The 23,350-nt window shown below is 48.4% G+C and carries 21 protein-coding genes; 17 read left to right on the top strand and 4 right to left on the bottom strand.

Translation table 11 applies throughout. From position 1 onward, the window contains the following. Positions 1-2: 2 nt before the first annotated feature. Complete coding sequence (locus LC508_RS25220) at positions 3-776, bottom strand: ABC transporter permease (protein WP_054350838.1); 774 nt, start codon at positions 774-776, stop codon at positions 3-5. Then, positions 773-1,687 carry an ABC transporter ATP-binding protein gene (locus LC508_RS25225; RefSeq protein WP_033143259.1) on the bottom strand — a complete coding sequence of 305 codons (915 nt, stop codon included), beginning with the start codon at positions 1,685-1,687 and terminating at the stop codon, positions 773-775. The genes LC508_RS25220 and LC508_RS25225 overlap by 4 nt, the downstream gene beginning before the upstream one ends. A 160-nt stretch (positions 1,688-1,847) precedes the next feature. Here LC508_RS25225 and LC508_RS25230 point away from each other — a divergent pair, with 160 nt between their 5' ends. Beyond that, positions 1,848-2,567, top strand: a complete 720-nt coding sequence (locus LC508_RS25230) for a response regulator transcription factor (protein ID WP_103732554.1) — start codon at positions 1,848-1,850, stop codon at positions 2,565-2,567. After that, positions 2,564-3,946, top strand: a complete 1,383-nt coding sequence (locus tag LC508_RS25235) for a sensor histidine kinase (RefSeq protein ID WP_103732553.1) — start codon at positions 2,564-2,566, stop codon at positions 3,944-3,946. The genes LC508_RS25230 and LC508_RS25235 overlap by 4 nt, the downstream gene beginning before the upstream one ends. Here LC508_RS25235 and LC508_RS25240 read toward each other — a convergent pair. Further along, on the bottom strand, positions 3,934-4,101 hold the full coding sequence (locus LC508_RS25240; RefSeq protein WP_181014500.1) for a hypothetical protein: 168 nt from the start codon (positions 4,099-4,101) through the stop codon (positions 3,934-3,936). The two genes, LC508_RS25235 and LC508_RS25240, sit on opposite strands and share 13 nt — an antisense overlap. Before the next feature lie 846 nt (positions 4,102-4,947). Here LC508_RS25240 and LC508_RS25245 point away from each other — a divergent pair. The 8 genes from LC508_RS25245 (at position 4,948) to LC508_RS25280 (ending at position 14,243) form a co-directional block, all read left to right on the top strand. Continuing rightward, positions 4,948-5,928: a LacI family DNA-binding transcriptional regulator gene (locus LC508_RS25245; RefSeq protein WP_033142194.1), complete on the top strand. Its 981-nt coding sequence runs from the start codon at positions 4,948-4,950 to the stop codon at positions 5,926-5,928. Positions 5,929-6,252: 324 nt separating this feature from the next. Beyond that, a complete protein-coding gene (locus LC508_RS25250; RefSeq protein ID WP_103732920.1) occupies positions 6,253-8,160 on the top strand; it encodes a PTS beta-glucoside transporter subunit IIBCA in 1,908 nt (635 codons plus the stop codon). A 12-nt stretch (positions 8,161-8,172) separates the two neighbouring features. Then, positions 8,173-9,636, top strand: coding sequence for a glycoside hydrolase family 32 protein (locus LC508_RS25255; RefSeq protein ID WP_103732919.1), 1,464 nt, complete (start codon positions 8,173-8,175; stop codon positions 9,634-9,636). An 84-nt stretch (positions 9,637-9,720) separates the two neighbouring features. Then, positions 9,721-9,969 carry an HPr family phosphocarrier protein gene (locus LC508_RS25260; protein ID WP_033142191.1) on the top strand — a complete coding sequence of 83 codons (249 nt, stop codon included), beginning with the start codon at positions 9,721-9,723 and terminating at the stop codon, positions 9,967-9,969. Between the two features lie 40 nt (positions 9,970-10,009). Beyond that, positions 10,010-11,623 (top strand): phosphoenolpyruvate--protein phosphotransferase, encoded by a 1,614-nt coding sequence (ptsP, locus tag LC508_RS25265; RefSeq protein WP_103732836.1) that lies wholly within the window; start codon positions 10,010-10,012, stop codon positions 11,621-11,623. Between the two features lie 224 nt (positions 11,624-11,847). Next, a complete protein-coding gene (locus LC508_RS25270) occupies positions 11,848-12,636 on the top strand; it encodes an ABC transporter ATP-binding protein (protein WP_054350845.1) in 789 nt (262 codons plus the stop codon). A 13-nt stretch (positions 12,637-12,649) separates the two neighbouring features. Beyond that, positions 12,650-13,453, top strand: coding sequence for an ABC transporter permease (locus LC508_RS25275; protein WP_103732835.1), 804 nt, complete (start codon positions 12,650-12,652; stop codon positions 13,451-13,453). Positions 13,454-13,457: 4 nt separating this feature from the next. Continuing rightward, entirely contained in the window at positions 13,458-14,243 is a 786-nt protein-coding gene (locus tag LC508_RS25280) for an ABC transporter permease (RefSeq protein WP_103732834.1), read from the top strand. Positions 14,244-14,304: 61 nt separating this feature from the next. On the opposite strand, the gene LC508_RS25285 is transcribed toward LC508_RS25280, so the two are convergent. After that, positions 14,305-15,210 (bottom strand): LysR family transcriptional regulator, encoded by a 906-nt coding sequence (locus tag LC508_RS25285; protein ID WP_103732833.1) that lies wholly within the window; start codon positions 15,208-15,210, stop codon positions 14,305-14,307. A gap of 430 nt (positions 15,211-15,640) precedes the next feature. On the opposite strand from LC508_RS25285, the gene LC508_RS25290 reads away from it, so the two are divergent. From LC508_RS25290 to LC508_RS25320, 7 genes are all read left to right on the top strand, one after another. Continuing rightward, complete coding sequence (locus LC508_RS25290) at positions 15,641-17,209, top strand: BCCT family transporter (RefSeq protein ID WP_052099565.1); 1,569 nt, start codon at positions 15,641-15,643, stop codon at positions 17,207-17,209. Between the two features lie 29 nt (positions 17,210-17,238). Further along, positions 17,239-18,531 carry an aconitase X gene (locus LC508_RS25295; RefSeq protein ID WP_054350848.1) on the top strand — a complete coding sequence of 431 codons (1,293 nt, stop codon included), beginning with the start codon at positions 17,239-17,241 and terminating at the stop codon, positions 18,529-18,531. After that, the gene (locus tag LC508_RS25300; RefSeq protein ID WP_033142184.1) at positions 18,531-18,950 is read left to right on the top strand and encodes an aconitase X swivel domain-containing protein; all 420 of its coding nucleotides are present in this window, start codon (positions 18,531-18,533) and stop codon (positions 18,948-18,950) included. The genes LC508_RS25295 and LC508_RS25300 overlap by 1 nt, the downstream gene beginning before the upstream one ends. Before the next feature lie 96 nt (positions 18,951-19,046). After that, positions 19,047-19,733, top strand: a complete 687-nt coding sequence (locus tag LC508_RS25305; protein ID WP_103732496.1) for a zinc metallopeptidase — start codon at positions 19,047-19,049, stop codon at positions 19,731-19,733. Between the two features lie 125 nt (positions 19,734-19,858). After that, complete coding sequence (locus LC508_RS25310) at positions 19,859-21,130, top strand: PocR ligand-binding domain-containing protein (protein WP_054350849.1); 1,272 nt, start codon at positions 19,859-19,861, stop codon at positions 21,128-21,130. Between the two features lie 10 nt (positions 21,131-21,140). After that, the gene (locus tag LC508_RS25315) at positions 21,141-21,788 is read left to right on the top strand and encodes a cobalamin-dependent protein (protein ID WP_033142181.1); all 648 of its coding nucleotides are present in this window, start codon (positions 21,141-21,143) and stop codon (positions 21,786-21,788) included. Between the two features lie 122 nt (positions 21,789-21,910). Continuing rightward, a complete protein-coding gene (locus LC508_RS25320; protein WP_033142180.1) occupies positions 21,911-23,350 on the top strand; it encodes a trimethylamine methyltransferase family protein in 1,440 nt (479 codons plus the stop codon).

Here is a 23,350-nt window from a genome sequence, read left to right on the forward strand (position 1 = left end):
TCTTACACCTCCTTTTTTACAAAGACAGTCCGGCAGACCACAAAGAATAACAGGCCGAACAATATAAACAGCACAAAGGTTTCCGTCGGAAAGGGAATTCTGTAAAAAGACATCACACGGGTCTGGCTGTCGTAATCCATGCCGTAGGGGGAAAAGGCCGAGAAATACCCCCAGAGGATAAACCGCGCCGCTCTGGGCGGAAAAAACATGGAGAACAGCCCCAGAAACGATCCGATAAGCCCCACAAGCAGGGGTAAAATCTGGTTGGACGACATCAGGGACAGAAAATGCTGCAGCGTCAGAAGTACAAGGCTCACCAGTGTGGTGGTTCCCACATGCAGAAATACCAGGGGCAGAGGCAGTTTCTGTGTAAAATGGCAGAACATGCCTATGAGGGGAACCAGGATTCCTTCGCCTATGGTGAAGATCAGCAGATATTTCAGTTCGTGGATGAATTTCCAGTCGTAAAAGCTGCTTCGCTTCTGAAGGGTGCAGAGCAGTTTCAGTGTATTTCCCTTGATCTCCATATCACACAGCCGGCTGGCAATAACGGCTGTCATAACCGGTACCAGCACTACATTCAGCAGCGGAAACTGATACAGGGTATAGGAATACCCCCTAGCCAGGTCTTCTGCGGATAAAGAGCGTTTCCCTATAAAGGCCCATAGAAACAGAATGACAAGAAAACCCAGGGGGACAATCCAGATTCTGCGGCGGCGCTGTTTTTGCTGTTCAGCAGTAAAGGAACTGCTGATACCACTTTTTATTTTACTCATAGACTGATGCTCCTTCCCGTAAGATTGAGGAAAATATCCTCCAGGCTTTTCTGCTGCTCCTCCAGACGAAGAATCCCCAGTTTGTTTTCAGACAGAATAGTTCCGGCGTGAAGAATATCCTCGTCTCTGTCAGATAAGAGATACAGATTCTCTTTTTCAATCTCCACCGGAAGTCCGGAATGCTTCAGGGACAGGAAGGACTGCCGGTCATCTGTGGTGCGCAGCTTCATGCGGGCCTTGCTGTGTTCATGGAGGCTGGCCAGTTTATCCTGAAAGACCAGGGAGCCTTTGCTGATGATACCCACATAGGTTGCCATCTGGTCAATTTCCGAGAGGAGATGGCTGGATACAAGGACGGTCATGCCGTAACGTGACGGGAGGGTACAGATCAGCTCACGCATCTCCTGGATGCCGGCCGGGTCAAGGCCGTTCGTGGGTTCATCCAGAAGCAGGATGCGGGGATGGCCCAGCAGGGCGGCTGCCAGTCCCAGACGCTGTTTCATGCCCAGGGAATACTGACCCACTTTTTTGTTCTGCTGTTTTTCCATGCGCACTGTCTGCAGAACCTCGTCGATGGCACTTTCCGGGACCTGTTTCAGAGTGCAGATGACCTGCAGATTTTCCCTGCCGCTCAGATGTCCGTAATAGGAAGGGGATTCTATGAGGGAGCCTGTATCCTTCAGGATTGAGAGGCGGTTCCTGCTGTTCACCGTTTTTCCAAGGACTGTGACCGTGCCGGATGTGGGCTTTGCCAGGCCCAGGATCATTTTCATGGTGGTGGATTTGCCGGCGCCGTTTGGGCCGAGGAATCCGTAGATACTGCCCCCGGGGACTTTTAAGTCCAGGTCTTTTACCACCTGTTTTTTACCATATTGTTTTGTAAGGGATGATGTTTCAATGACAATTCCCATATTTCTGCCTCCTTTTTATCTTTTCTGATTTCTGCATTCATGTTACAGCAGGGAACTTAATCAGGACTGAAGGCTGCCTTATTTTTACCTTAAATTTTCCGGTCTCTGTGGATATCAGGCGGGAAATGTTTTATCATAAAGGCAGAAGGAGGGAAGACGGATGAATTTGTATGACTGTAAAATTTTATTGATAGATGACAACGCAGAGCTGGTATCCATGATCAGCGGAATCCTGACAAAGAGCGGGTTTGAGAGCATATATACAGCAGGAAGCTGCAGCAGCGGGCTGGAGGTTTTCTTAAAGGAGGAGCCGCAGCTTGTGATCCTGGATATCATGCTTCCGGACGGGGACGGATTTACCCTGTTCCGCAGACTCAGGGAGCAGTCCCAGGTGCCCATTCTGTTTCTCTCCGCCAGGGATGAGGACAATGACCGCCTGTTCGGGCTGGGCCTGGGGGCGGATGATTATATCACCAAACCCTTTCTGCCCCAGGAACTGCTATTGAGGATACATGCCATCTTAAAGCGTGTCTATTTCTCTTCGGTACAGCTTCCGAAAGAGGAAAAGGTTCTGATTATGGGAAAACGTGAAGTTTCTTTTGAAAATGCCCAGGTGACGGCAGAAGGAATAAGCGTCTCCCTCACGGCAAAGGAACTGCTTCTGCTGAAAAAGCTGAATCAGAATCGGGGGAAGATTGTAACATTTGACGCGATCTGCCAGGCTGTATGGGAGGATTCCTATTACGGATATGAAAATACGCTGATGGTGCATATCCGCCATCTGCGGGAGAAGATAGAGGAAGACCCGTCCCATCCTGTCTGGATCCAGACAGCCAGGGGCCTTGGTTACAGGCTGAAAAAGGAGGAGGGGCAGAGATGAAAAGTCTATGGAAAATCAGCCGCAGGTATATCCTGACGGCTGTATTTATTACCGTGTTTGTCGTTTTTGTCAATCTGGCAGTGTTTATATATATGGCATATACCAGTATAACAGAGGGGGAGAACCAAAACAGCGGAATGACCGTACGGCAGAATATGGAGAAGATAAGCAGCCGGATCCACAGGCAGGGGGAGGGTTACGGGCTGTCACAGGAGGGGTATGACATATTAAAAGAGACATCGTTTCAGTGGGCAATGCTTCTTGACCGGGACGGGAAAGCCGTGTGGGAGTATGCACTTCCGAAAGAAATACCAAGGCAGTTCGGCATACCGGATGTGGCCTCATTCAGCCGCTGGTATCTGGAAGATTATCCGGTCTATGTCTGGCGGCATGGGGACGGACTTCTGGTATTTGGCTGCAGCAAGGGCAGCATTGTGAGGCTGAGCACAATCTGGGACGGCACGCTGATGAGAAATGCAAAATGGAATGCAGGGATATTCTGTATTTTGAATCTGCTGCTGCTTCTTTGCCTGGCACTGGCATTCGGGTACCGTTTTTACAAAGCCTTAAAACCTGTTGCGGGAGGGATTGAGGCGCTTTCCAAGAAAGAGAAGGTGGAGATTCCGGAAAAAGGGATGATTGATGAGCTGGCGGCGAAACTGAATCAGGCGTCAGAGATACTCTGTCTGCAGAACAGCAAGCTGGAGCAGAGGGACAATGCCAGAACGGATTGGATCGCAGGGGTTTCCCATGATATCAGGACACCGCTTGCACTGATCGTGGGTTATGCGGATGAACTGGAGAAGGAAGAAGGGCTGTCGGATGCGCAGCGGGAGAAAGCGGCCGTGATACAGCAGCAGAGCCTTGTGATACGGCAGCTCATATCAGACCTGAACCTGACCTCCAAGCTGGAATACCATGCCCAGCCGCTGTCTGTCACAGAATATGCACCGGCAGAGCTATTGCGGGAATGTGCGGCGGATTATTATAATCAGGGACTGGATGATATATACGAGATAGAACTGCAGATCGGGCCAAAGGAGGAGCGCCTGCGGCTGACCGGAGACAGGGGGCTTCTCATGCGCGCCTTTCGGAATCTGGTGGGAAACAGCATCCGGCATAACCCGGGGGGATGTACCGTCTATGTGAAAATGAAAATTGCGGGGGACAGGGCCGGTATTTTATTTTCAGACAGCGGCCCCGGGATTCCGGAATCCATCCTCCGGGCGCTGAAACATCCGGATTCACCGGAAAGTTCCCGTGTGCATATTATGGGACTGCGCATTGTGAGACAGATCGTGGAGGCCCATAACGGCAGGGTGGAATTTGTGAAAAAGGAATGGGAAGAGGGGTATGCCGTGCGGATTTATCTCGGGTAATTGTTCCCGTTGTTGTTGCCGCAGCTGACACCCTTTTTTATGGGAGCTAACAGGAATCCTTTGATAATGCCCAGATAAAAGAAACAGAGAAGGATGAGGAGCTTCTCCGCAAGTGACCAGTCCCTTTTGAAAAATTCTTTGATTTTTTCTAACATGGCATCTCCTTTGCTGAGTTTTTTGTTGTGACAGGGTTTTTCTATTCATTAATATAGCTTTGGGGACTGGAAGTACAGGACCTTGGACTTGAATTTTCCATGCTTTACAGATAAATTGAAAGAACAAGTTGGGATTCCCAGGTAAAATTAAGGGGTTGGGGTATGGTCTTTACTTGCATTACAGATAAATTGAAAGAACATGCTGGGTTTCGTATGTAAAATTAAGGGGTTGGAGTGTGGTATTTACTTGCATTACAGATAAATTAAAAGAACATGTTGGGTTTCGTATGTAAAATTAAGGGGTTGGAGTGTGGTATTTACTTGCATTACAGGTAAATTAAAAGAACATGTTGGGTTTCGTATGTAAATTTAAGGAGTTGGAGTGTGGTATTTACTTGCATTACAGATAAATTAAAAGAACATGTTGGGTTTCGTATGTAAAATCAAGGAGTTAGAGTGTGGTATTTACTTGCATTACAGATAAAATGAAAGAACATGCTGGGTTTGGTATGTAAAATTAAGGGGTTGGAGTGTGGTATTTACTTGCATTACAGATAAAATTAAAAAAACGCTGGATTTTATATGTAATCTTATGGATTTTACCGATTGCTGCTTCTGTTTTTACAGATAAATAATGGAAAAAAATTTAAATTTATACGTACATCCCAAAATATAACGGGCAGGCATCCTTGCTTTGCAGCTCATCTGAAACGCTGGTGCATTCCGGATGATGTGTGAACACTAACTCCAAATGGTCTTCAAAATACTAAACGGTCATCAAAACTTGATTTATAAATTTCGGCAGGTTATAATCATGATAAAATAAGCCTTTCAGGAGGATGAGCGTTGAATATCAATGAGATTGCAAAGTTGTCGGGGGTTTCCAGGGCCACGGTTTCCCGTTATCTCAATGACGGCTATGTAAGTGAAGAGAAAAAAGAAAAGATCAGGAAGGTGATTGAGGAGACAGGATATCAGCCCTCCAGCCAGGCACAGATGCTCCGCACGAAGAAGACCAGGCTTGTGGGCGTCATCCTTCCGAAAATCAATTCCGACACGGTGAGCCGCATGGTGGCAGGTATCAGTGACGTGCTGGCGAAGAACGGATATCAGCTTCTTCTGGCAAATACCAACAACAGTGTGGAGGAGGAACTGAAATACCTGAACCTGTTTAAAGATAACCAGGTGGACGGCATTGTGTTTATTGCCACTATATTTACCGCCAGGCATAAGAAGCTTCTGAAGGAGTGCAGGGTTCCGGTTGTGATCCTGGGACAGCATCTGGATGGCTATTCCTGTGTCTATCATGATGATTTCCATGCATCCAGGGAAGTGACACAGTTACTGCTGGAAAAGGGCAGGACCGTGGGCTTTATCGGCGTGACCACAAAGGATGAGGCTGCGGGACTCGGCAGGAAGAAGGGCTTTGAGGCAGCTATGAAAAAAGCGGGGAATGTCTGCAGGCCGGAGCAGATGGCTGAGGCAAAGTTCAGTATTGAATCCGGGTATGAGAAGATGAAAGAACTTCTGGAAGCTGTGCCTCAGGTAGATTCCGTCTTCTGTGCCACAGATAATATTGCCATCGGAGCTATGTCCTATTTAAAAGAAATTGGGAAATCGATTCCACAGGATATCCAGCTTGTCGGAATAGGTGACACACCGCTTGGCAAGCTTGTGACGCCCAGCCTGACAACCGTGCATTTTTATTATAAGACAAGCGGGATGGAGGCTGCGTCCATGCTGGTGGACATACTTGAGACAGACAGAACGGTGAACAAAGAGCTGAAGATGGGCTTTGAGGTGATCAGGAAGAACTCCACTCGTTAATGGGAGAAGCAGAAAAAGACAGCGAAAAACAGTAAATGGAACAAAGTGACCGGGATATCCCATATATGGGGTATTCCGGTTTTTTTCAATTTATTGGACGGGGAAAGCAGTCCTACAGGCGGGAGGAGGTTCTTTGGTAAAAATGCATGATTTTTGCCTTTCAGTTTTGTGAGGATTATCAATTTACAAAGACGGATATCTCGGATATAATGAAAACAATATATGAGAACGATTCCATATAATAAAAGCGTGAATACAAAAGGATAAATAAAAGAATACTAGATATGTATATGGGAACGATAACATGAAAAGGAGAGAAAAGGCATGGATTACAGAAGCATTGCACAGCAGATCTATGACAACATCGGCGGCAGGCAGAATATTGTATCCGCTGCACACTGCGCCACCAGGCTTCGTCTGGTTATCGGCGACAATGAAAAATGCAGCAAAGAGGCTCTGGAGAATGTGGAGGGAGTAAAGGGGGTTTTTGAGGCCTCCGGGCAGCTCCAGATCATTCTGGGAACGGGAACAGTGAACAAGGTCTATGATGAGTTCATTGCCATTGCCGGGATTTCCGCTGCCAGTAAAGAGGAAGTGAAGCAGGCGGCGGCTTCTAAACAGAATGTTTTCCAGCGGCTGATCAAAACCCTGGGGGATGTCTTTGTTCCCATTATTCCGGCCATTGTGGCCAGCGGTCTTTTGATGGGGCTTCTGGAAGGGCTTGGCAAAGTATTCCCGGCTATGACACAGTCGGGGACTTACACGATCATTCATCTGTTCAGCAATGCGGCCTTTGTATTTCTTCCAATCCTGATAGCGATCAGTGCGGCGAAGGTCTTCGGAGGCAACATTTTCCTTGGAGCTGTCATCGGTATGATCATGATCCATACCGATTTGATGAATGCCTGGTCTGTGGCCTCCGCGGAGACAATTCCGACAGCAGATGCCTGGTTTGGCCTGTATCAGATCAACCTGGTAGGATATCAGGGGCATGTGATTCCTGTGGTGATCGCCGTATGGTTTATGTCCATGCTGGAGAAGAAGCTGCATAAGATTGTCCCTGAGATCATTGACCTTTTCGTGACGCCCCTGGTGACTGTTCTGGCCACAGGATATCTGACGCTTACCGTGTTTGGTCCTGTCTTTTCCTGGATTGAGAACGGAGTTCTGGACGGTGTGCAGTTCCTGATCACGCTGCCTCTGGGCATTGGTTCCGCTCTGGCCGGCGCTGTATACGCGCCCACAGTGGTTGCAGGTGTGCACCACATGTATAACGCTCTGGAGGCCGGACTTTTAAGTTCAAAAGGGCTGAATATCTGGATGCCTATTGCCACAGCGGCCAATGTGGCACAGGGGGCCGCGGCTCTTGCCATGGCTCTCAAGACAAAGAACCAGAAGCTGAAAGCACTGGCACTTCCCTCCTCCCTCTCCGCTTTTTTGGGAATTACGGAGCCGGTCATCTTTGGTGTCAATCTGCGTTATATGAAGTGTTTTATCGCCGGATGCGTGGGCGGAGCTGTGGGCGGCCTGATGGCCGGACTTACCGGCGTGGGCGCCTCCGCATACGGAATCACAGGGCTGTTCGGCTATCTGATTACCACGGATTATACAGTACAGTATACTATGGTGGTTGCGGCTTCGGTGATAACAGCATTTGTGATTTCCTGGGTTTTATACAGAGAAGAACAGATACCCGCGGCAGAGAGTATAGAGCAGAAATCTGAGACAGAAAACAGCAGTGAGACGGAAAACAGCAGCGCACAGGCAGAATTTAGATGCGAAAAAAATACGGTTTACAGCCCGCTCAAAGGAAATGCAATTCCTCTGACAGAGGTAAAAGACTCCACATTTGCCGGTGAGATTCTGGGAAAAGGAATGGCTGTGATCCCGTCTGAGGGAACGGTATACGCACCTTTTGACGGTACTGTGGAGACTGTCTTTGATACAAAACACGCCGTGGGACTTACCAGCACAGATGGGGTAGAAATCCTGATTCATGTAGGAATCAACACTGTGGAGCTGGGCGGAAAATATTACGAAACTCATGTCAGTGAGGGCGATAGTGTACATGCCGGTCAGCCCCTTGTTACTTTCTCCATAGAGGATATTAAGAAGGCTGGATATGATATCACCACACCGGTTATTGTCACCAACACAGATGATTACCAGGAGGTTGTCATGGAGGCAGCCGGAGAGATTCAGGTACTTGACAGGGCAATCACAGTAAAGTAGAGGCGGTAAGATATGAATGTGATGAGAGATACGCTGCTGCGGGTGATACGCCGCAGGGAGACGGAATATCAGAACCGGCCGGGCCAGGATAAGTGGAGGCTTCGCTTCCACATCATGCCCCCGGCAGGGTGGCTCAATGACCCGAACGGACTTTGTTTTTACAGGGGAAAATACCATTTCTTTTTCCAGTATTCCCCTTTTGACCCGGAAGGCGGGCTGAAAGTGTGGGGAGAATATACCGGCACAGATCTGGTGCACTGGCAGTATGAGGGAACACCGCTTCTGCCGGACAGCCCCTGGGACTGCCATGGAGTATACTCCGGCTGCGCATTTACGGAGGACGGGCTGCTGGACATCTTTTACACGGGAAATGTAAAGCTGGATGGGGATTATGACTATGTGAACAGCGGCAGAGAGGCCAATACGATATATACATGCAGTGAGGATGGCATTCATTTCCGGGAAAAGGAATGTCTGCTGGAAATGAAAGACTACCCGACAGGATATACCAACCATATCCGTGACCCGAAAGTATGGAAAGCAGGGGATACCTGTTATATGGTACTGGGCGGCAGGAAAAAGGACAACCGGGGAGCCGTGCTCTTATATGCATCCAAAGATAAAAAACACTGGGAATTTGTAAGAGAAGTGACTACCAGGGAGCCTTTTGGTTACATGTGGGAGTGTCCGGATGCCTTCTGTCTGGATGGGCAGTGGCTGCTCTCTGTATCGCCCCAGGGGCTGAAAAGAGAAGAGTTTTGCCGGCAGAATATTTACCAGTCCGGATACTTTATACTACCTGAAAAATGGATGGAAGAAGGGGAGCCGAAAGAGTTCCGGGAATGGGATATGGGATTTGATTTTTATGCCCCACAGACATTCAGGGATGAAAAGGGAAGACGGATCCTTGTAGGCTGGGCTGGCCTGCCTGATATCAAAGAAGAATACAACAATCCAACGGTGGAACAGGGGTGGCAGCACGCCTTTACTATACCGAGGGAGCTTAAATGGAAGAATGGAAAAGTGTATCAGTATCCTGTGAAAGAGGCAGAAATGCTGCGGGAAAAAGAGCTTTTTTCAAGCAGCAGACAGGACCGGGATCCGGAAAAAACACAGGGGATTCTGGTTGAGGATTCCTGCTTTGACTGGGAGATCAAGGAGACAGATTCCAGGTCTTTTATCATAATAATAGAAGAGGAATGTGTACTCAAATATGAGGACGGCGTCTTTTTCCTGTCTTTTGAAGGGGCCATGGGAGCCGGAAGAAAGGTACGAAAAGCGCTTGTACCAAAGCTTTACAGTATCCGTATCCTGGCGGATACCTCACTTATGGAAATTTACCTGAACGAGGGAGAATATGTATTCACCTCCAGATATTATACAGAGAGTGACGTAAGGCAGCTTTCGGTCCGGGGCCTGCAAAATGCGGGAAATATCTGGACGATGAAGAAGCAGACATGCTTAACGGGCTTATGATAAATGAAACAATAGGTGCATGTGCCATTTCACAATAATTATGGCTGACATGCAGCATCAAACCAAAGAAAAGGAGAAAAAAATATGGGATCTTTTCATTATGTAATCAAGGACGAAATCGGAATTCACGCAAGACCTGCAGGAATGCTGGCTAAGATGGCAAAAGGTTTTGACAGCGCTGTCACGATCACGAAAGGTGAGAAGACTGTGGATGCCTCAAAGCTCATGGCAGTTATGGGACTGGGAGTGAAAAAAGGCGATGAGATCGTCATTTCCACAGACAATACAGAGGATTTGGAAATACTCAAAAAGTTCTTTGAGGAGAACCTGTAAATAAAGGCGCAAAGCATAGGGAAAAGAAAGGAAAGCTATCATGGAGCAGTATACCGGAAAATCAATTTATAAAAGTGTTGCGATCGGTCCAGTTTATTTCTATTCCAGAGGTGAACAGCAGGTAAAACGCTGCAAAGCGGAGGACAGCCAGGCACAGCTTGAACGCTATGAAACAGCCAGAGACCGTGCGGTGGAGGAACTGCAGCAACTTTACCAAAAGGCGCTGAAGGAAGTCGGGGAAGTCAATGCGGCGATTTTTGAGGTACATGCCATGATGCTGGAGGATGAGGATTACAATGATTCTGTAAAGAACATCATCTTTTCCCAGCAGGTCAACGCTGAGTATGCTGTGGCTGTGACCGGCGATAACTTTGCCCAGATGTTTGCTGAGATGGATGACGAATATTTCAAGGCAAGGGCAGCGGATGTAAAGGACATTTCCGAGCGTGTGGTGGGTATCCTGTCAAATAAAAGGGCAGGAAGCAGCATAGGCCGGGAGCCGGTCATTGTGATCGCAAAAGACCTGGCGCCCAGTGAGACCGTACAGATGGACAAATCCAGGCTGCTGGGCTTTGTGACGGAACTGGGGTCTTCCAATTCCCACACGGCGATCCTTGCCAGGACTATGAATCTTCCCGCACTCATCGGCGTTCCGGTTAAGGAGGAGTGGAGCGGAAAACTGGCCATAGTGGATGGGTACCAGGGAATTCTCTACATTGATCCGGATGAGGAGACACTGGAAAAAATGCGGAAAAAACAGCAGGAGGACAGGGAGAGATCCAGACTTCTGCAGCAGTTAAAAGGCAGGCTGACCGTAACCCCGGACGGCAGAAAGATCAATCTCTACGCCAACATCGGCAGTGTATCGGATGTGGCGGCGGTACTGGAAAATGACGCGGAGGGTATCGGACTTTTCCGAAGTGAATTCCTTTACCTGGAAAAGGATACATACCCCACTGAGGAGGAGCAGTTCCAGAGCTATAAGCTGGCAGCAGAAATGATGGCCGGAAAGAAAGTGATCATCAGGACGCTGGATATCGGTGCGGATAAGCAGGTAGAGTATTTCCATCTCGGGCAGGAGGAAAACCCTGCTATGGGTTACCGGGCCATCCGTATCTGTCTGGAGGAGCCGGAGGTGTTCAAGACCCAGCTTCGGGCTATTTTCCGGGCCAGTGCTTACGGAGAGATCGCGGTCATGTATCCCATGATCACCTCTGTGGAGGAAGTGCGCAGGATCAAGGCAATAGTAGAAGAAGTAAAAGAGGAGCTGGATGCCAGAAATATCCCCTACAAAAATGTGGAACAGGGAATCATGATCGAGACGCCCGCAGCAGCTGTCATCAGCGATATGCTGGCAAAAGAGGTGGACTTTTTCAGCATTGGGACGAATGATCTGAGTCAGTACACCATGGCGATCGACAGACAGAACCCAAGGCTTGACGCCTTTTATGACCCCCATCATCCGGCACTTCTGCGGCTGATACGCATGGTCATTGACAATGGACATGCTCATGGATGCTGGGTCGGAATCTGTGGGGAACTGGGAGCAGACCTGTCCCTGACAAAAGAGTTTCTGCAGATGGGGATTGATGAACTTTCCGTAGCTCCCGGCATGGTGCTGCAGGTCCGTGAGGCAGTCAGAAAAGCAGAATGACAGGCCCATAATACAGCAGGGGAACTGAGAAAATATATGAGAATGTGGAGGCGCATATGGTCCGGGACTGTATGCGCCTTTAATTTATTGCAGGGCATCTTGACACCTGTTTGCCTGAGTGCTACACTAAAGTTCCTTTCCCGGTAAAGGGAAGGCTCTGCCACGGGTTTCCCCGGCAAAATCCAGGGATATCGTGGCTTGCCAAAACCAGGAGGAAAAACAAAATGATCGAAGTGCAGCACCTGTGCAAGACGTTCCGTGTGGCCAGACGCGGAGCCGGTTTTGGGCAGGCAGTGAAGACTCTGTTCCATCGGGAATACGAGGAAGTGAAAGCGCTGGATGACGTCTCCTTTTCCATCAGCGAGGGAGAAATGGTTGGGTATATCGGACCAAACGGCGCGGGAAAGTCATCCACCATCAAAATCCTCAGCGGAATCCTCACACCGGACAGCGGTGTGTGCAGCATCAACGGGAGGATTCCATGGAAGAACCGGACTGCCCATGTAAAGGATATCGGGGTTGTCTTCGGGCAGCGGACGCAGCTTTGGTGGGACGTGCCGGTTATTGATTCTTATGAGCTTCTGAAAGATATTTACAGTATATCCGAAGATACATATCAGGCCAATCTGGAGGAGCTTACATCTCTGCTGAATTTGTCGGAACTATTGAAAACACCGGCCAGACAGTTGTCACTTGGCCAGAGAATGCGCTGTGAGATCGCGGCGTCTCTGCTTCACAGCCCTAAAATCCTGTTTCTGGATGAGCCAACTATTGGTTTGGACGCAGTTTCAAAACTGGCAGTACGGGATTTCATCGTCAAATGCAATGAAAAATACCGAACAACGGTGATACTGACCACCCACGACATGCAGGACATTGAGGCGCTGACAGACAGGATCATTCTCATCGGAAAGGGAAAAATCCTGCTGGATGGTACGCTGGATGACATACCGGGGGCGGACAGGGGGCTGGACCAGGCAGTGGCGGATCTGTACCGCCGTTTCCGGATATAAGGAGGCGGTGTGTATGAGAAAATATCTGTCCTTTTTCAGAATCCGTTTCTCCATGGGCCTTCAGTACCGGGCAGCGGCGGCAGCGGGAATCGTGACGCAGTTTGTATGGGGTGGGATGGAGGTGCTGGTGTTTCGGGCCTTTTACCGGGCAGACCCGGGAGCATTTCCCATGACACTGCAGGCGACCTGTTCCTACATATGGCTTCAGCAGGCTTTTCTGGCCCTGTTCATGGCCTGGCTTATGGAGAATGAGATTTTTGACTGCATTAAAAACGGAAATGTGTCCTACGAAATGTGCCGTCCCATGGATATCTATACCATGTGGTTTACAAGGAGTGCTGCCAACCGGATATCCAAGGCGGTTCTGCGGTGTATGCCAATCCTTTTGGCTGCGGGATTCCTGCCTGCCCCTTATGGAATGACACTGCCGGTCTCCCCAAAAGCAGCGGTTCTGTTTTTGACGGGAATGCTTCTGGGCTTTTTGGTGGTTGTAGCTTTTTGTATGTTAGTCTATGTGGTCACATTTTTTACGATTTCACCGGACGGAGTACGGATGGTGGCTGTCTCCGCAGTAGAGCTGCTGGCGGGGAGCATCATTCCCCTTCCGTTTTTTCCTGACTCTGTGAGAACGGTTCTGGAGCTTCTGCCTTTTGCCTCCATGCAGAATGTGCCGCTGCGCATTTACAGCGGCGATCTGGCAGGCGAAGCCGCGGTTTTGGCGCTGGCGCTGCAGGTGTTCTGGCTGGCAGTTCTGGTCCTCTTAGGCAAACTTCTGATGCGCAGGGCAGAGAAGAAGATCACAGTGCAGGGAGGATGAGAGGATGGGATATCTACGGTTATATAAGAAGTATCTGCAGATTCAGATACAGAGTATGATGCAGTATAAAGCGTCCTTCTGCCTGACGGCTGTGGGGCAGTTTCTGGTGTCCTTTAATGTGTTTCTGGGCGTGTATTTTATGTTTCAGAGGTTTCATGAGGTGGAGGGATTTACATACAGTCAGGTGCTTCTGTGCTTTGCTGTCACACTGATGGAATTTTCCCTGGCGGAGGCATTTGCCAGAGGGTTTGATACGTTTTCTTCTATTATCAGCAATGGGGAATTTGACAGGATCATGGTGCGTCCGAGGAATGAAATATTTCAGGTGCTGGCAAGTAAGATCGAGCTTACCAGAATCGGAAGAATGCTGCAGGCTGTGGTGATGTTTGCCTATGGAATTGCCAAAAGCCATGTGGAATGGACCTGGGATAAAGTGCTGACTGTGGTGTTTATGCTGCTTGGCGGAACGGCTGTCTTTACAGGGATTTTTCTGATATATGCTGCGATCTGCTTTTTTACCATTGAAGGGCTGGAATTCATGAATGTGCTTACGGACGGGGCGCGTGAGTATGGGAAATATCCGGTTGCCATTTATGGGAAAAGGGTGCTGCAGTTCTGTACTTTTGTTGTGCCCTATGCACTGATTCAGTATTATCCGATCTGCTATATCCTTGACAAGGACAGCAGGGGATTTTACATGTTTCTGCCGCTTTTGGGAGGCGTATTTTTGCTGCCGTGCTTCGGGCTGTGGAAACTGGGGGTGAGGCATTATAAATCGGTTGGAAGCTGAGAATAAAACGAACCCCTCCCGGCAGCATGGGATGCTGTGCCAGGAGGGGCAGTGATGCAGCTTACATATCTCCGACGATATCCTGCAGCGCCTCTAAAAAGCGAAGCGCCAGCTTGCTGATCATCATATGTTCATTGCGTATCTGTCCCACAGTAAGTTTTTCCTGGCCGTATATGGGAATATAGACCCAGCTCTCATCATGCAGGGTGCCAGGATAAGGGCCTGCTGTGATACAGTAGGCGTCACTGTTAAGCATCAGACTGGTGGCGCTGGACCGGTCTGACACGATCAGATGTTTTTTGATGTGAAAGGGCTCCAGTATAATTTCCGACATGGAATAAGTATTACTGTGGCTCTGATTATAGGAAAGAAAAGGATACGGAGCCAGATCCGGCAGGGTAAGGCCCGTCCTCTTTCCCAGGGGATGATCTCTCCGCATACAGGCATAAGGCAATGTTTCAAATATGGGTTCAAAGATCAGATGCGCCTCTTTGAGGACACGTCTTATGACCGTGCTGTTTAACGGGCTCAGATACAAAAGCCCCACCTCACTTTTCAATGAATGTACATTATCAATGATGTCCTGAGTCTGTGTCTCAATGTACATAAATTCATATAATTCGTCTTTTACGGAATCAACTACCTTTGAAAACGCCTCAGAGGCAAAGGGATAGTGCTGGGAACTGACCGTAAAATAGTGTTTGTTCACACTTCCGATCTCGTATCTCTTTTCCAATGTATCCATCTGCTGAAGTACCTGTCTGGCATAAGCCAGAAACTCAGTGCCTTCGTCTGTAAACAATACACCCCGGGGTGTGCGGACAAATAATGATTTTTGAATTTCTTTCTCCAATTCGGCAATGGCCTTTGAGAGGCTGGGCTGGGCAATATATAATTCCCGGGCGGCTTTGCTCAGCGAGCCGCATTCGGCTATAGAAGCCACATATCTTAATTGTTGTAGTGTCATAGAAACCTTCCTTCAGCATATCGCTGATAATATCACGAAAAATACACACTCTAAACACAAGATGACTGTAAACTTGATGGATTGGAAATTAGTTTGAATCATTCTATCATAGAGTACCTATAGTTTCAAGTTATGGCTGGTAAATCCTTTTAACTATTTGAATTTTTGCTAGTTTCATTTTATCATAAGTTTAATCAGAAAAACATAAAACTATTTCAAAAAACAAAAAAATATTTCATAGAATTACAAAAGTGAAACAAAGTTCTTATGAAAGAAGGGTGTCCGGAAACTTTTCTATTATGAGAATGGAAAAGTTTATGTTTTTTTGCGCCGGTTGGGTAAACAGAATCACAATGTTATATCAGCGCTGATATAGTATAACGGCAAGGGCTCACCGTGAAGGTGTTTGACAAAAGTAGGGAGGTAAAAGATGAAGAATGTAGAAACAAAAAAACACAAAAAGGGTTCGATCAACAGTCTGGCGTTCTGGCCCGCTTTTGCAGGCTTAATACTATTACTGCTTATAGGAATCTTTTTTAAAGAACAGTTAGCTTCTGTTCTGAATACCATGCTGTACAGTATGGCGGATAAAATAGGGTGGGTCATTAACCTGTTCGCCCTGGTATGTTTTTTGATCGTCATGTATATCATGATAAGTAAATTTGGCGATATCAAGATCGGAGGAAAAGACGCGAAGCCGGAATTTACCAAATTTCACTGGATCGCCATGACTATCTGCGGAAGCATTGGCACAGGGCTGTTGTTCTGGGCCATGGGAGAACCGCTTTATAACTTTTTTGAGCCGCCGGCATATGCCGGCTGCCAGCCTGGAACTCGTGATGCTGCGATCTTCTCGATCTCTCAGGTTATGTGGCAGTGGTCTTTTGTTGAATTTGCGCTGTATGGAGCCTGTTCTGTGGCCTTTACGGTTGCTGTTTATAACCGCCGTAAAAAACTTCAGTTCAACTCCGTATTAGACCCGGTTTTCGGCCGCCGTCAATGGCTGGAGACACTGATTCATGGAGTCATGATATTTGCCATGGTCGGAGGATGCGCTAACTCCATGGGTGTTGGTCTGATGCAGATCGGTGCCGGACTGGAATCTGCATTTGGAATCAGCCAGTCAAATTTTGTGTATTTTTTAGTAGCTGCCTTTATCGGTGTGATGTTTGTCATTATGAGTGTTTCCGGTATTCATAAAGGACTGAAATATGTATCTACAATCACATTTTTCATTTTCTGCGCCCTGCTGGTTTATGTATTTATCTGTGGTGATACTGCATTTATCGGCAAACTTACCACAGAGTCCTTTGGTAAGATACTGGATAACTGGGGGTCTAAGACGTTAGTCAACAATACCCTTTCAGATGATACCTGGTATGCCAACTGGATCGTCCAGTATTGGTCTTCTTTTATTTTGTACTGCCCGGTATTTGGTATGTTTTTCTGCAGGATGGCAAAAGGACGTACCCTTCGGGAGTTCCTGGTAGTCAATGTTATTATCCCTGCGATCTTCTGTATCACCTGGATAGGTATCTTCGGCGGACAGACCATCAGTCTGCAGACCAGCGGTACCATGGATGTATGGGGAATGGTGCAGGATTACGGAATGCAGGCAACGGTATTCCAGATCATCAAGTCACTGCCGATTGGAAATATCGTGCAGATTGTATTTATCATAGCGATCATTGGTTCCTTCACAACAATGGCAGACCCCATTGCTTCCGTGCTTGCCACCATGTCTGTACATAATCTGACCGTGGATGATGAAGCACCGAAAAAATTCAAGATCATCATGGGTCTGCTGATCACAGCTACCGCCTATACGACCGTTGCAACAGATGGTGTCAATGCGGTAAAAGCCATGTATGTTATCCTGGGGGCGCCGATTATGCTGATTGTGGGAATCTGTATTTTTTCCTTCTTTAAGCAGGCAAAAGAGATCCAAAAATATCCCAATGACATGCTGCCGGAATCAGAAAAAAGTGATGAAGAATAAAAATAGTATGAGAAAAGAGAGGTATTCCTATGAAATTAACACCATATGAACAGGACATGCTGGATGGAAAATTCGGCCGTTTTAAACAAATCGCATTGGAAAATGTTTTAAAATATGCCCGTGTCGTGGGCGCGGAAGAACTGGTTGAGATTACAAAATCCACACTGTATTTCGGGGCACATTCCTATCTGGAGACCTGCGATGCAGATACATATGATGAGATATTTGCCAAAATGTATCTCTGTACAGATGAAAAAGTGGAATTAGGCGAATTTGAGAAGACCTGTTACTGTCAGACCTGTGTTGCGCCCTGCGATCAATATGATTATAAAGTGACACATCTTCCGAAAGAATTGTTTGACAGAAATACAGAATATTTAGGACGTACACTGAAGGCAGGCTGCTGCATCGCCGGTTCCTGCACGCCGTATCTGAACGGCTGGGTGCCGTTATTCGGAGAACATGTGGTGACATCTGAATCCAGCAATATCACCATGAGCAATTCTGCATTCGGCGCAAGATGCAACGCAGACGGAGAAGAGGCGATCACATGGATATCCATCTGCGGCCGTGCTCCTAAATGGGGATTTTATCTTCAGGAAAACCGTTACGCGGATACGGTATACCACATTGAGTGTAAATCAGAGACAAGATTTGACTGGGATATCATTGGCTACACAGTAGGGCGTATGCTGCCCTCCGCCGGAGTTCCTGTTTTGACCGGAGATTTCCACAGACCTACCCTGACCATGTTGAAACAGTGCTTTACCGCAATGGCTACTACGAGCGCATGTGAAATGTGCCATATTGTCGGTGTGACTCCCGAGGCGCGTTCCCTGGAAGATGCCCGAGGAAACAAACCGCTCAGAGGCGAATTTACCATCACACAGGAGGATTATGAGGAATCCCGCCGCCAGATCTGCAGTGCGGGAGAAGGCAAGATCAACTTTGTACTGATGGGATGCCCGCACTACAGCCTGGAGGATATCCAGCAGGTAGCAAATTATATAGAAGGGAAAAAGGTAGCGGAAGGTGTAGAACTCCATGTCTGGACAGATATGTCTACGCTTGCCATGGCAAAAGCAAGCGGTTTTGTAAAAACAATTGAGGAGGCAGGCGGAAATGTATTGTCAAGCAGCTGTGCTATGGTCATGGATCCTGCAGCTTTTGCGCATGTCACTGCCATGGTGACGGATTCCGGTAAACAGGGACATTATATGCACTCCTGCTTTGGAGCAGGCAAGCATGTCCCGATCTATTATGGCGATATCTATCAATGTATTGACGCCGCTGCAGCAGGCTATTGGAAAGGAGAAGCATAATGGAAAATACGATGATCAAAGGACGCGGAGCCTATGAAGGAGTCATGGAAGGAGAAGCGCTTGTTCTTCCTGACAGTGTACAGGGATGGGCCGGTTTAGATGAAAAAACGGGTATCATCATAGAGGAAGCAAACAGCAAATTCGGCGCGTATATCGGGGGAAAGATCCTGATCCTTCCCTGTGCTAAGGGAAGCAACGGGTGGGCCAGCCATTTTTATTCTGCCTCTGTGGCAGGCCACAAGCCCATCGCATGGGTCATTGAAAAACTGGATTCCCGCTGTGCTGCCTGTATTGTGGAACTGGGAATACCCGCAGTTGTGGAGACTGAAACAGAGGCCTGCAAGATCATTCATGACGGAGACTACATTCGCGTGGACGGCAACAAGGGAACCGTAGAAATATTAAAACGGGCAGAATAAAATTTTTAACTTTCTGAATATTTAAAGAAAGACATCCATAACCTTATGATGAATGAAATAATGAATAAAGTATTTCATGCATTGGAGGGATTATGGATGTTTTTTTATTATGATGCCACATATCTTCTGGTCTTAGCAGGTGTAATACTCTGTGTCATAGCATCTGCAAATGTGAACCAGACCTACAAAAAGTACAGTACCGTGGGAAATGCCCGGCACATGACAGCGGAACAGGCAGCCAGGACCATACTGGACCGTGCGGGAATCAGCCAGGTGAAGATTGAGAGGGTCGGCGGAAATCTCACAGACCATTATGATCCCAGAAGCAAAGTACTGCGGCTGTCTGAAACCGTCTACGGCTCAGAGTCCGTGGCAGCCATCGGCGTGGCGGCCCACGAGTGCGGCCATGCGATCCAGGATGATGTGGGGTATGTACCGATCAAGATCAGAGGCGCGATCGTTCCGGTCGTAAGTCTTGGTTCTGCCCTCTGCTGGCCGCTGTTCCTCATCGGCCTTCTCATGGGAGCACCGGGTCTTGTAAACGCGGGTATTATTTTATTTTCTCTGGTGGTGGCCTTTCAGCTTGTTACCCTGCCTGTGGAATTCAACGCGTCCGGCAGAGCACTCAGGATTCTGGACGGTGCCGGAATCCTGGAGGGAAATGAACTGCAGGGGGCCGGGAAAGTTCTGCGCGCAGCAGCACTGACCTATGTGGCCTCGGCACTCTCATCTATCCTGCAGCTTTTACGTCTGGTACTGCTTTCCGGCAGACGGAGAAATTAGGCCGCTGCTGTTTACAGCCGTTGTCCCGCAGGGGGAGTTATGCACATACGCATAAAAATACCGAGTTTACTTTTTCTCCCTCCGGCAGTAGAATAAAGACAAGAGGAATAGTCCGGAGGAAGCATATGGCAGAGGGATACGAACATTCAGAGGAAAAAGATTACCTGGAAGAGATGCTTGACAATTTCGCAAAGGCAACAGAGCTGGGAATCATAGCAGTGAACACTTACGGGGAGGTCTTCCTTGCCAGTAAAGACTACTACGAGTGCGCATACTGCCGTCAGGTGCAGGACACGGAGGTGGGAAGAGCACGCTGCAGGCGTACCTATAAAAAGGCCTGCAGGCAGGCATTCCTGTGGAAAGAACCGTATTTTTTTGCCTGTCATGCCGGCCTTGTCATGTGGGCAGTCCCCATCTATGCGGATGGAACAGAAGTGGGAGCTGTCATGTGCGGACAAGTCCTTCTGTGGGAGCCGGATCATGTGTTCTGTCAGGACGCGGAAAAGTTCTGTCTGAGCGAAAAGGACCGCAGAGAGATGGAGCAGAAGGTAAAAAAGCTGCGCGTGATCTCCGCAGACCAGTGCCAGTCCTCTGCCAACCTTCTCCAGGTCATGATGCAGTATCTCTCAAAGACGCAGAACGCCATTTTCATGGACCAGAAGAATCTCATGAGCTGGCGTGATGCCATGACCACCAGGATCGAAGAGAGAAAGAAGACACTGAAAAATGAAAAATTCGACTGGTCTGTCTATCTGAAAAGGGAAAAACGGTATCTCCAGTACGTCCGTATGGCGGACAAAGAAAAGATACAGAACATGCTGGAAATGTTGTTCACGGATATCGAGATCTTGTGTTCCTACGACAAGGCTCTTGTGAAGTCAGCCCTGCACGATTTCATGGCTGTGACCGCCAGAGCCATCGTGGAGGCAGGGGCGGACAGCGAAGTCGTCATGAATGGTGTAAAACATTACAGGCAGGACATGAAGCATGTGGAAAACATTGAGGAAATGATGGAGATCACCTACCGGATGCTGAACCGGTGGTTTGACAGTATTTACCTTCTGGGGACAGATGACCATATCAGTGTCATGAAAAATGTCAGGGATTACATAGAAGAGAATTACAATAGGAAGATTACCCTGGATGACATCTGCAGCCACGTATTTTTGAGCAGGTCTTATCTCTGTACCTTATTCCGTCAGAAGACCGGAGGAACCATCAGCGATTATATCCTGAGGGTCAGGATCGAAAAGTCCATAGAGCTGATGGGGAACAGGGAACTGAGCCTGAAGGAGATCATGGAACAGTGTGGGTTTGAAAGCCAGAGCTACTATACAAAGACATTCCGAAGGCTGATAGGAGTCAATCCGGGACAGTACAGGAACAAATTCTTATAGGAGATGCAGAATGGATATATATGAAGAAATCAGGCGGAACCTTCTGGGCGGGAAGGCGGATGAGGTGGTAAATCTGATCAGAAAAGCCATTGCTGTCTGCTATCCTCCGGAGTCAGTGCTCAAAGAGGGACTGATTCTGGGCGTGGATACACTGGCGTACAAGTTCCGCAACAGTGAGGTCTGCGTGCCGGAGGCGCTGCGTGTGGCCCGTGCCTTAAATGCCGGCCTCAGATGTCTGACTCCCTATCTGGATCAAGGGGGTGCCAGGCAGTGCACTGCGGTCATCGGTACCGTGGAGGGGGATGTCCATGACATCGGAAAGAATCTGGTCAAGATATACCTCTCCACTCTGAATATAGATATGGTGGATCTGGGGGTGGATGTCAGCAAAGAGGAGTTTGTGGAGGCAGCAGTGGAACATGACGCCAGGCTTGTCATGGCGTCTGCACTTCTGCCCACAACGGTCTGTGAATTGAAGGGTGTCATAGAGGAGCTTAAGAAGGCAGGCATAAGGGACAAGGTCATTGTCTTCGTGGGAGGCCTGTCTGTCAGCAAAGAGTATGCGGAAGAGATAGGAGCGGATTATTATACCAGGGATGCCATTGAACTGCGGGACTTCCTGAACAAGAATCTGTCCAAACTCCTGAAAGAAATATAGAGCAATAAATAGCAAAATACAGCAAAAGTAACAGACCCTGTTCTGTGGTATTCTTGATGTATCAAAAGAAGATACGTATCGGGAATGCAACAGAACAGGGTTTTTTATGGAGGAGGTAAAACATGAGACCATCGATCAAGTATTTAAGCGACGCGGAAGTAGTACGGGTACATGAAAAAGCATTGGAGATGCTGGAAGATCTGGGAATGAAATTTGAGGGGGCAGAGGCAAGAGAATACTTTGCAAAAGCAGGGGCAGAAGTGTCCGGACAAATCGTGAAAATACCGCGCAGCATCATCGAGGAAGGATTAAAGACGGTTCCAAAGCGAGAGGAATTCGTTTTATATGGAAGGACACCGGATAAAGATGTGCATGTGAAAGACAGGGTGCCGTCACTGGCTGCCATGACCATGGCTACCCATGTGCTGGACCCGGAGACAGGACTGCGCAGGAAAGCTACAGACAGAGACCTTGCCCTGATCACAAGGATCATGGAAAAACTGGACACCGTGACCATTGCCAGTGCACTGGTCACACCCCAGGATGTGCCCATGGCGGCATCCGACTGGTATACCTGGGCGACTTCCATTAAAAATACCACAAAACACATCACCGGCGGAGCTGTAGGAAAAGAGGGTGTGCGGGATGCCATCAAGATGGCCAGTCTGGCAGTGGGAAGCGAAGAAGAATTCCTGAAACGTCCTTTCATCTCCTTCTGGGTCCTGACTATGCCGCCGCTCCGAGTGGATGAAAATACATCCAATGTATTGATGGAGGCAGCCGTGCATAAGGTACCGTCAGTGATCAGCTCCGGCGGAATCCTGGGCATGACATCCCCCATGTCCGTGGAGAGTGCACTGGTGCATACCCATGCGGAGACATTAGCCTGCATCGCACTGTCCCAGCTTGTCAATCCGGGGGCGCCTGTGATCTATTCCAGCTATGTGCGCAGCATGGATATGAAGACCATGTGCATCAATATGTCCTCACCGGAGAGTATTATCATGAAGGTAGGCATGTCACAGATGGGAGATTATGTTGGGCTGCCGACCAAGATGCCGGCCAATCTGCGGGACGGCAAGGTGCTGGATGCACAGGCCGGATTTGAGACCGGTATGGGCGGACTCGCCGGAGCACTGAGCTGTGATTTCATCGTTTCTATGCAGCTTGACATGGACCTTATGGTGGACTTTGCGGATATGATCTATTCCGATGAGTGCATGCAGATCCTGCAGAGAATGGCCCGTCCGCTCAGCTTTGACGATGAGACACTGGCCTATGACAATATGGAGGAAGTCGGCCCCGGCAACACATTCCTGGAGACTGACCACACCTTTGAACATTTCAAGGATGAAATATGGATGCCGAGATATATGGAGAGAGGCACCTGGGAGAACTGGGAGGCGAACGGAAGCCGTGATATCCGTGATATCTGTGCGGAAAAAGTGAAGGATATGCTGGAAGAGCTGCGTGACTATGAGATCCTGCCAAAAGATGTGAGGGATGCCATAGACGCTGTCGCTGCCGGTTCCTCGGAGAAGGCGAAGAACATCAAGCGTTAG

The sequence above is a fragment of the Blautia parvula genome, from assembly GCF_020215665.1.
In the GTDB taxonomy this organism is placed as follows: Bacteria; Bacillota; Clostridia; order Lachnospirales; family Lachnospiraceae; genus Blautia; species Blautia celeris.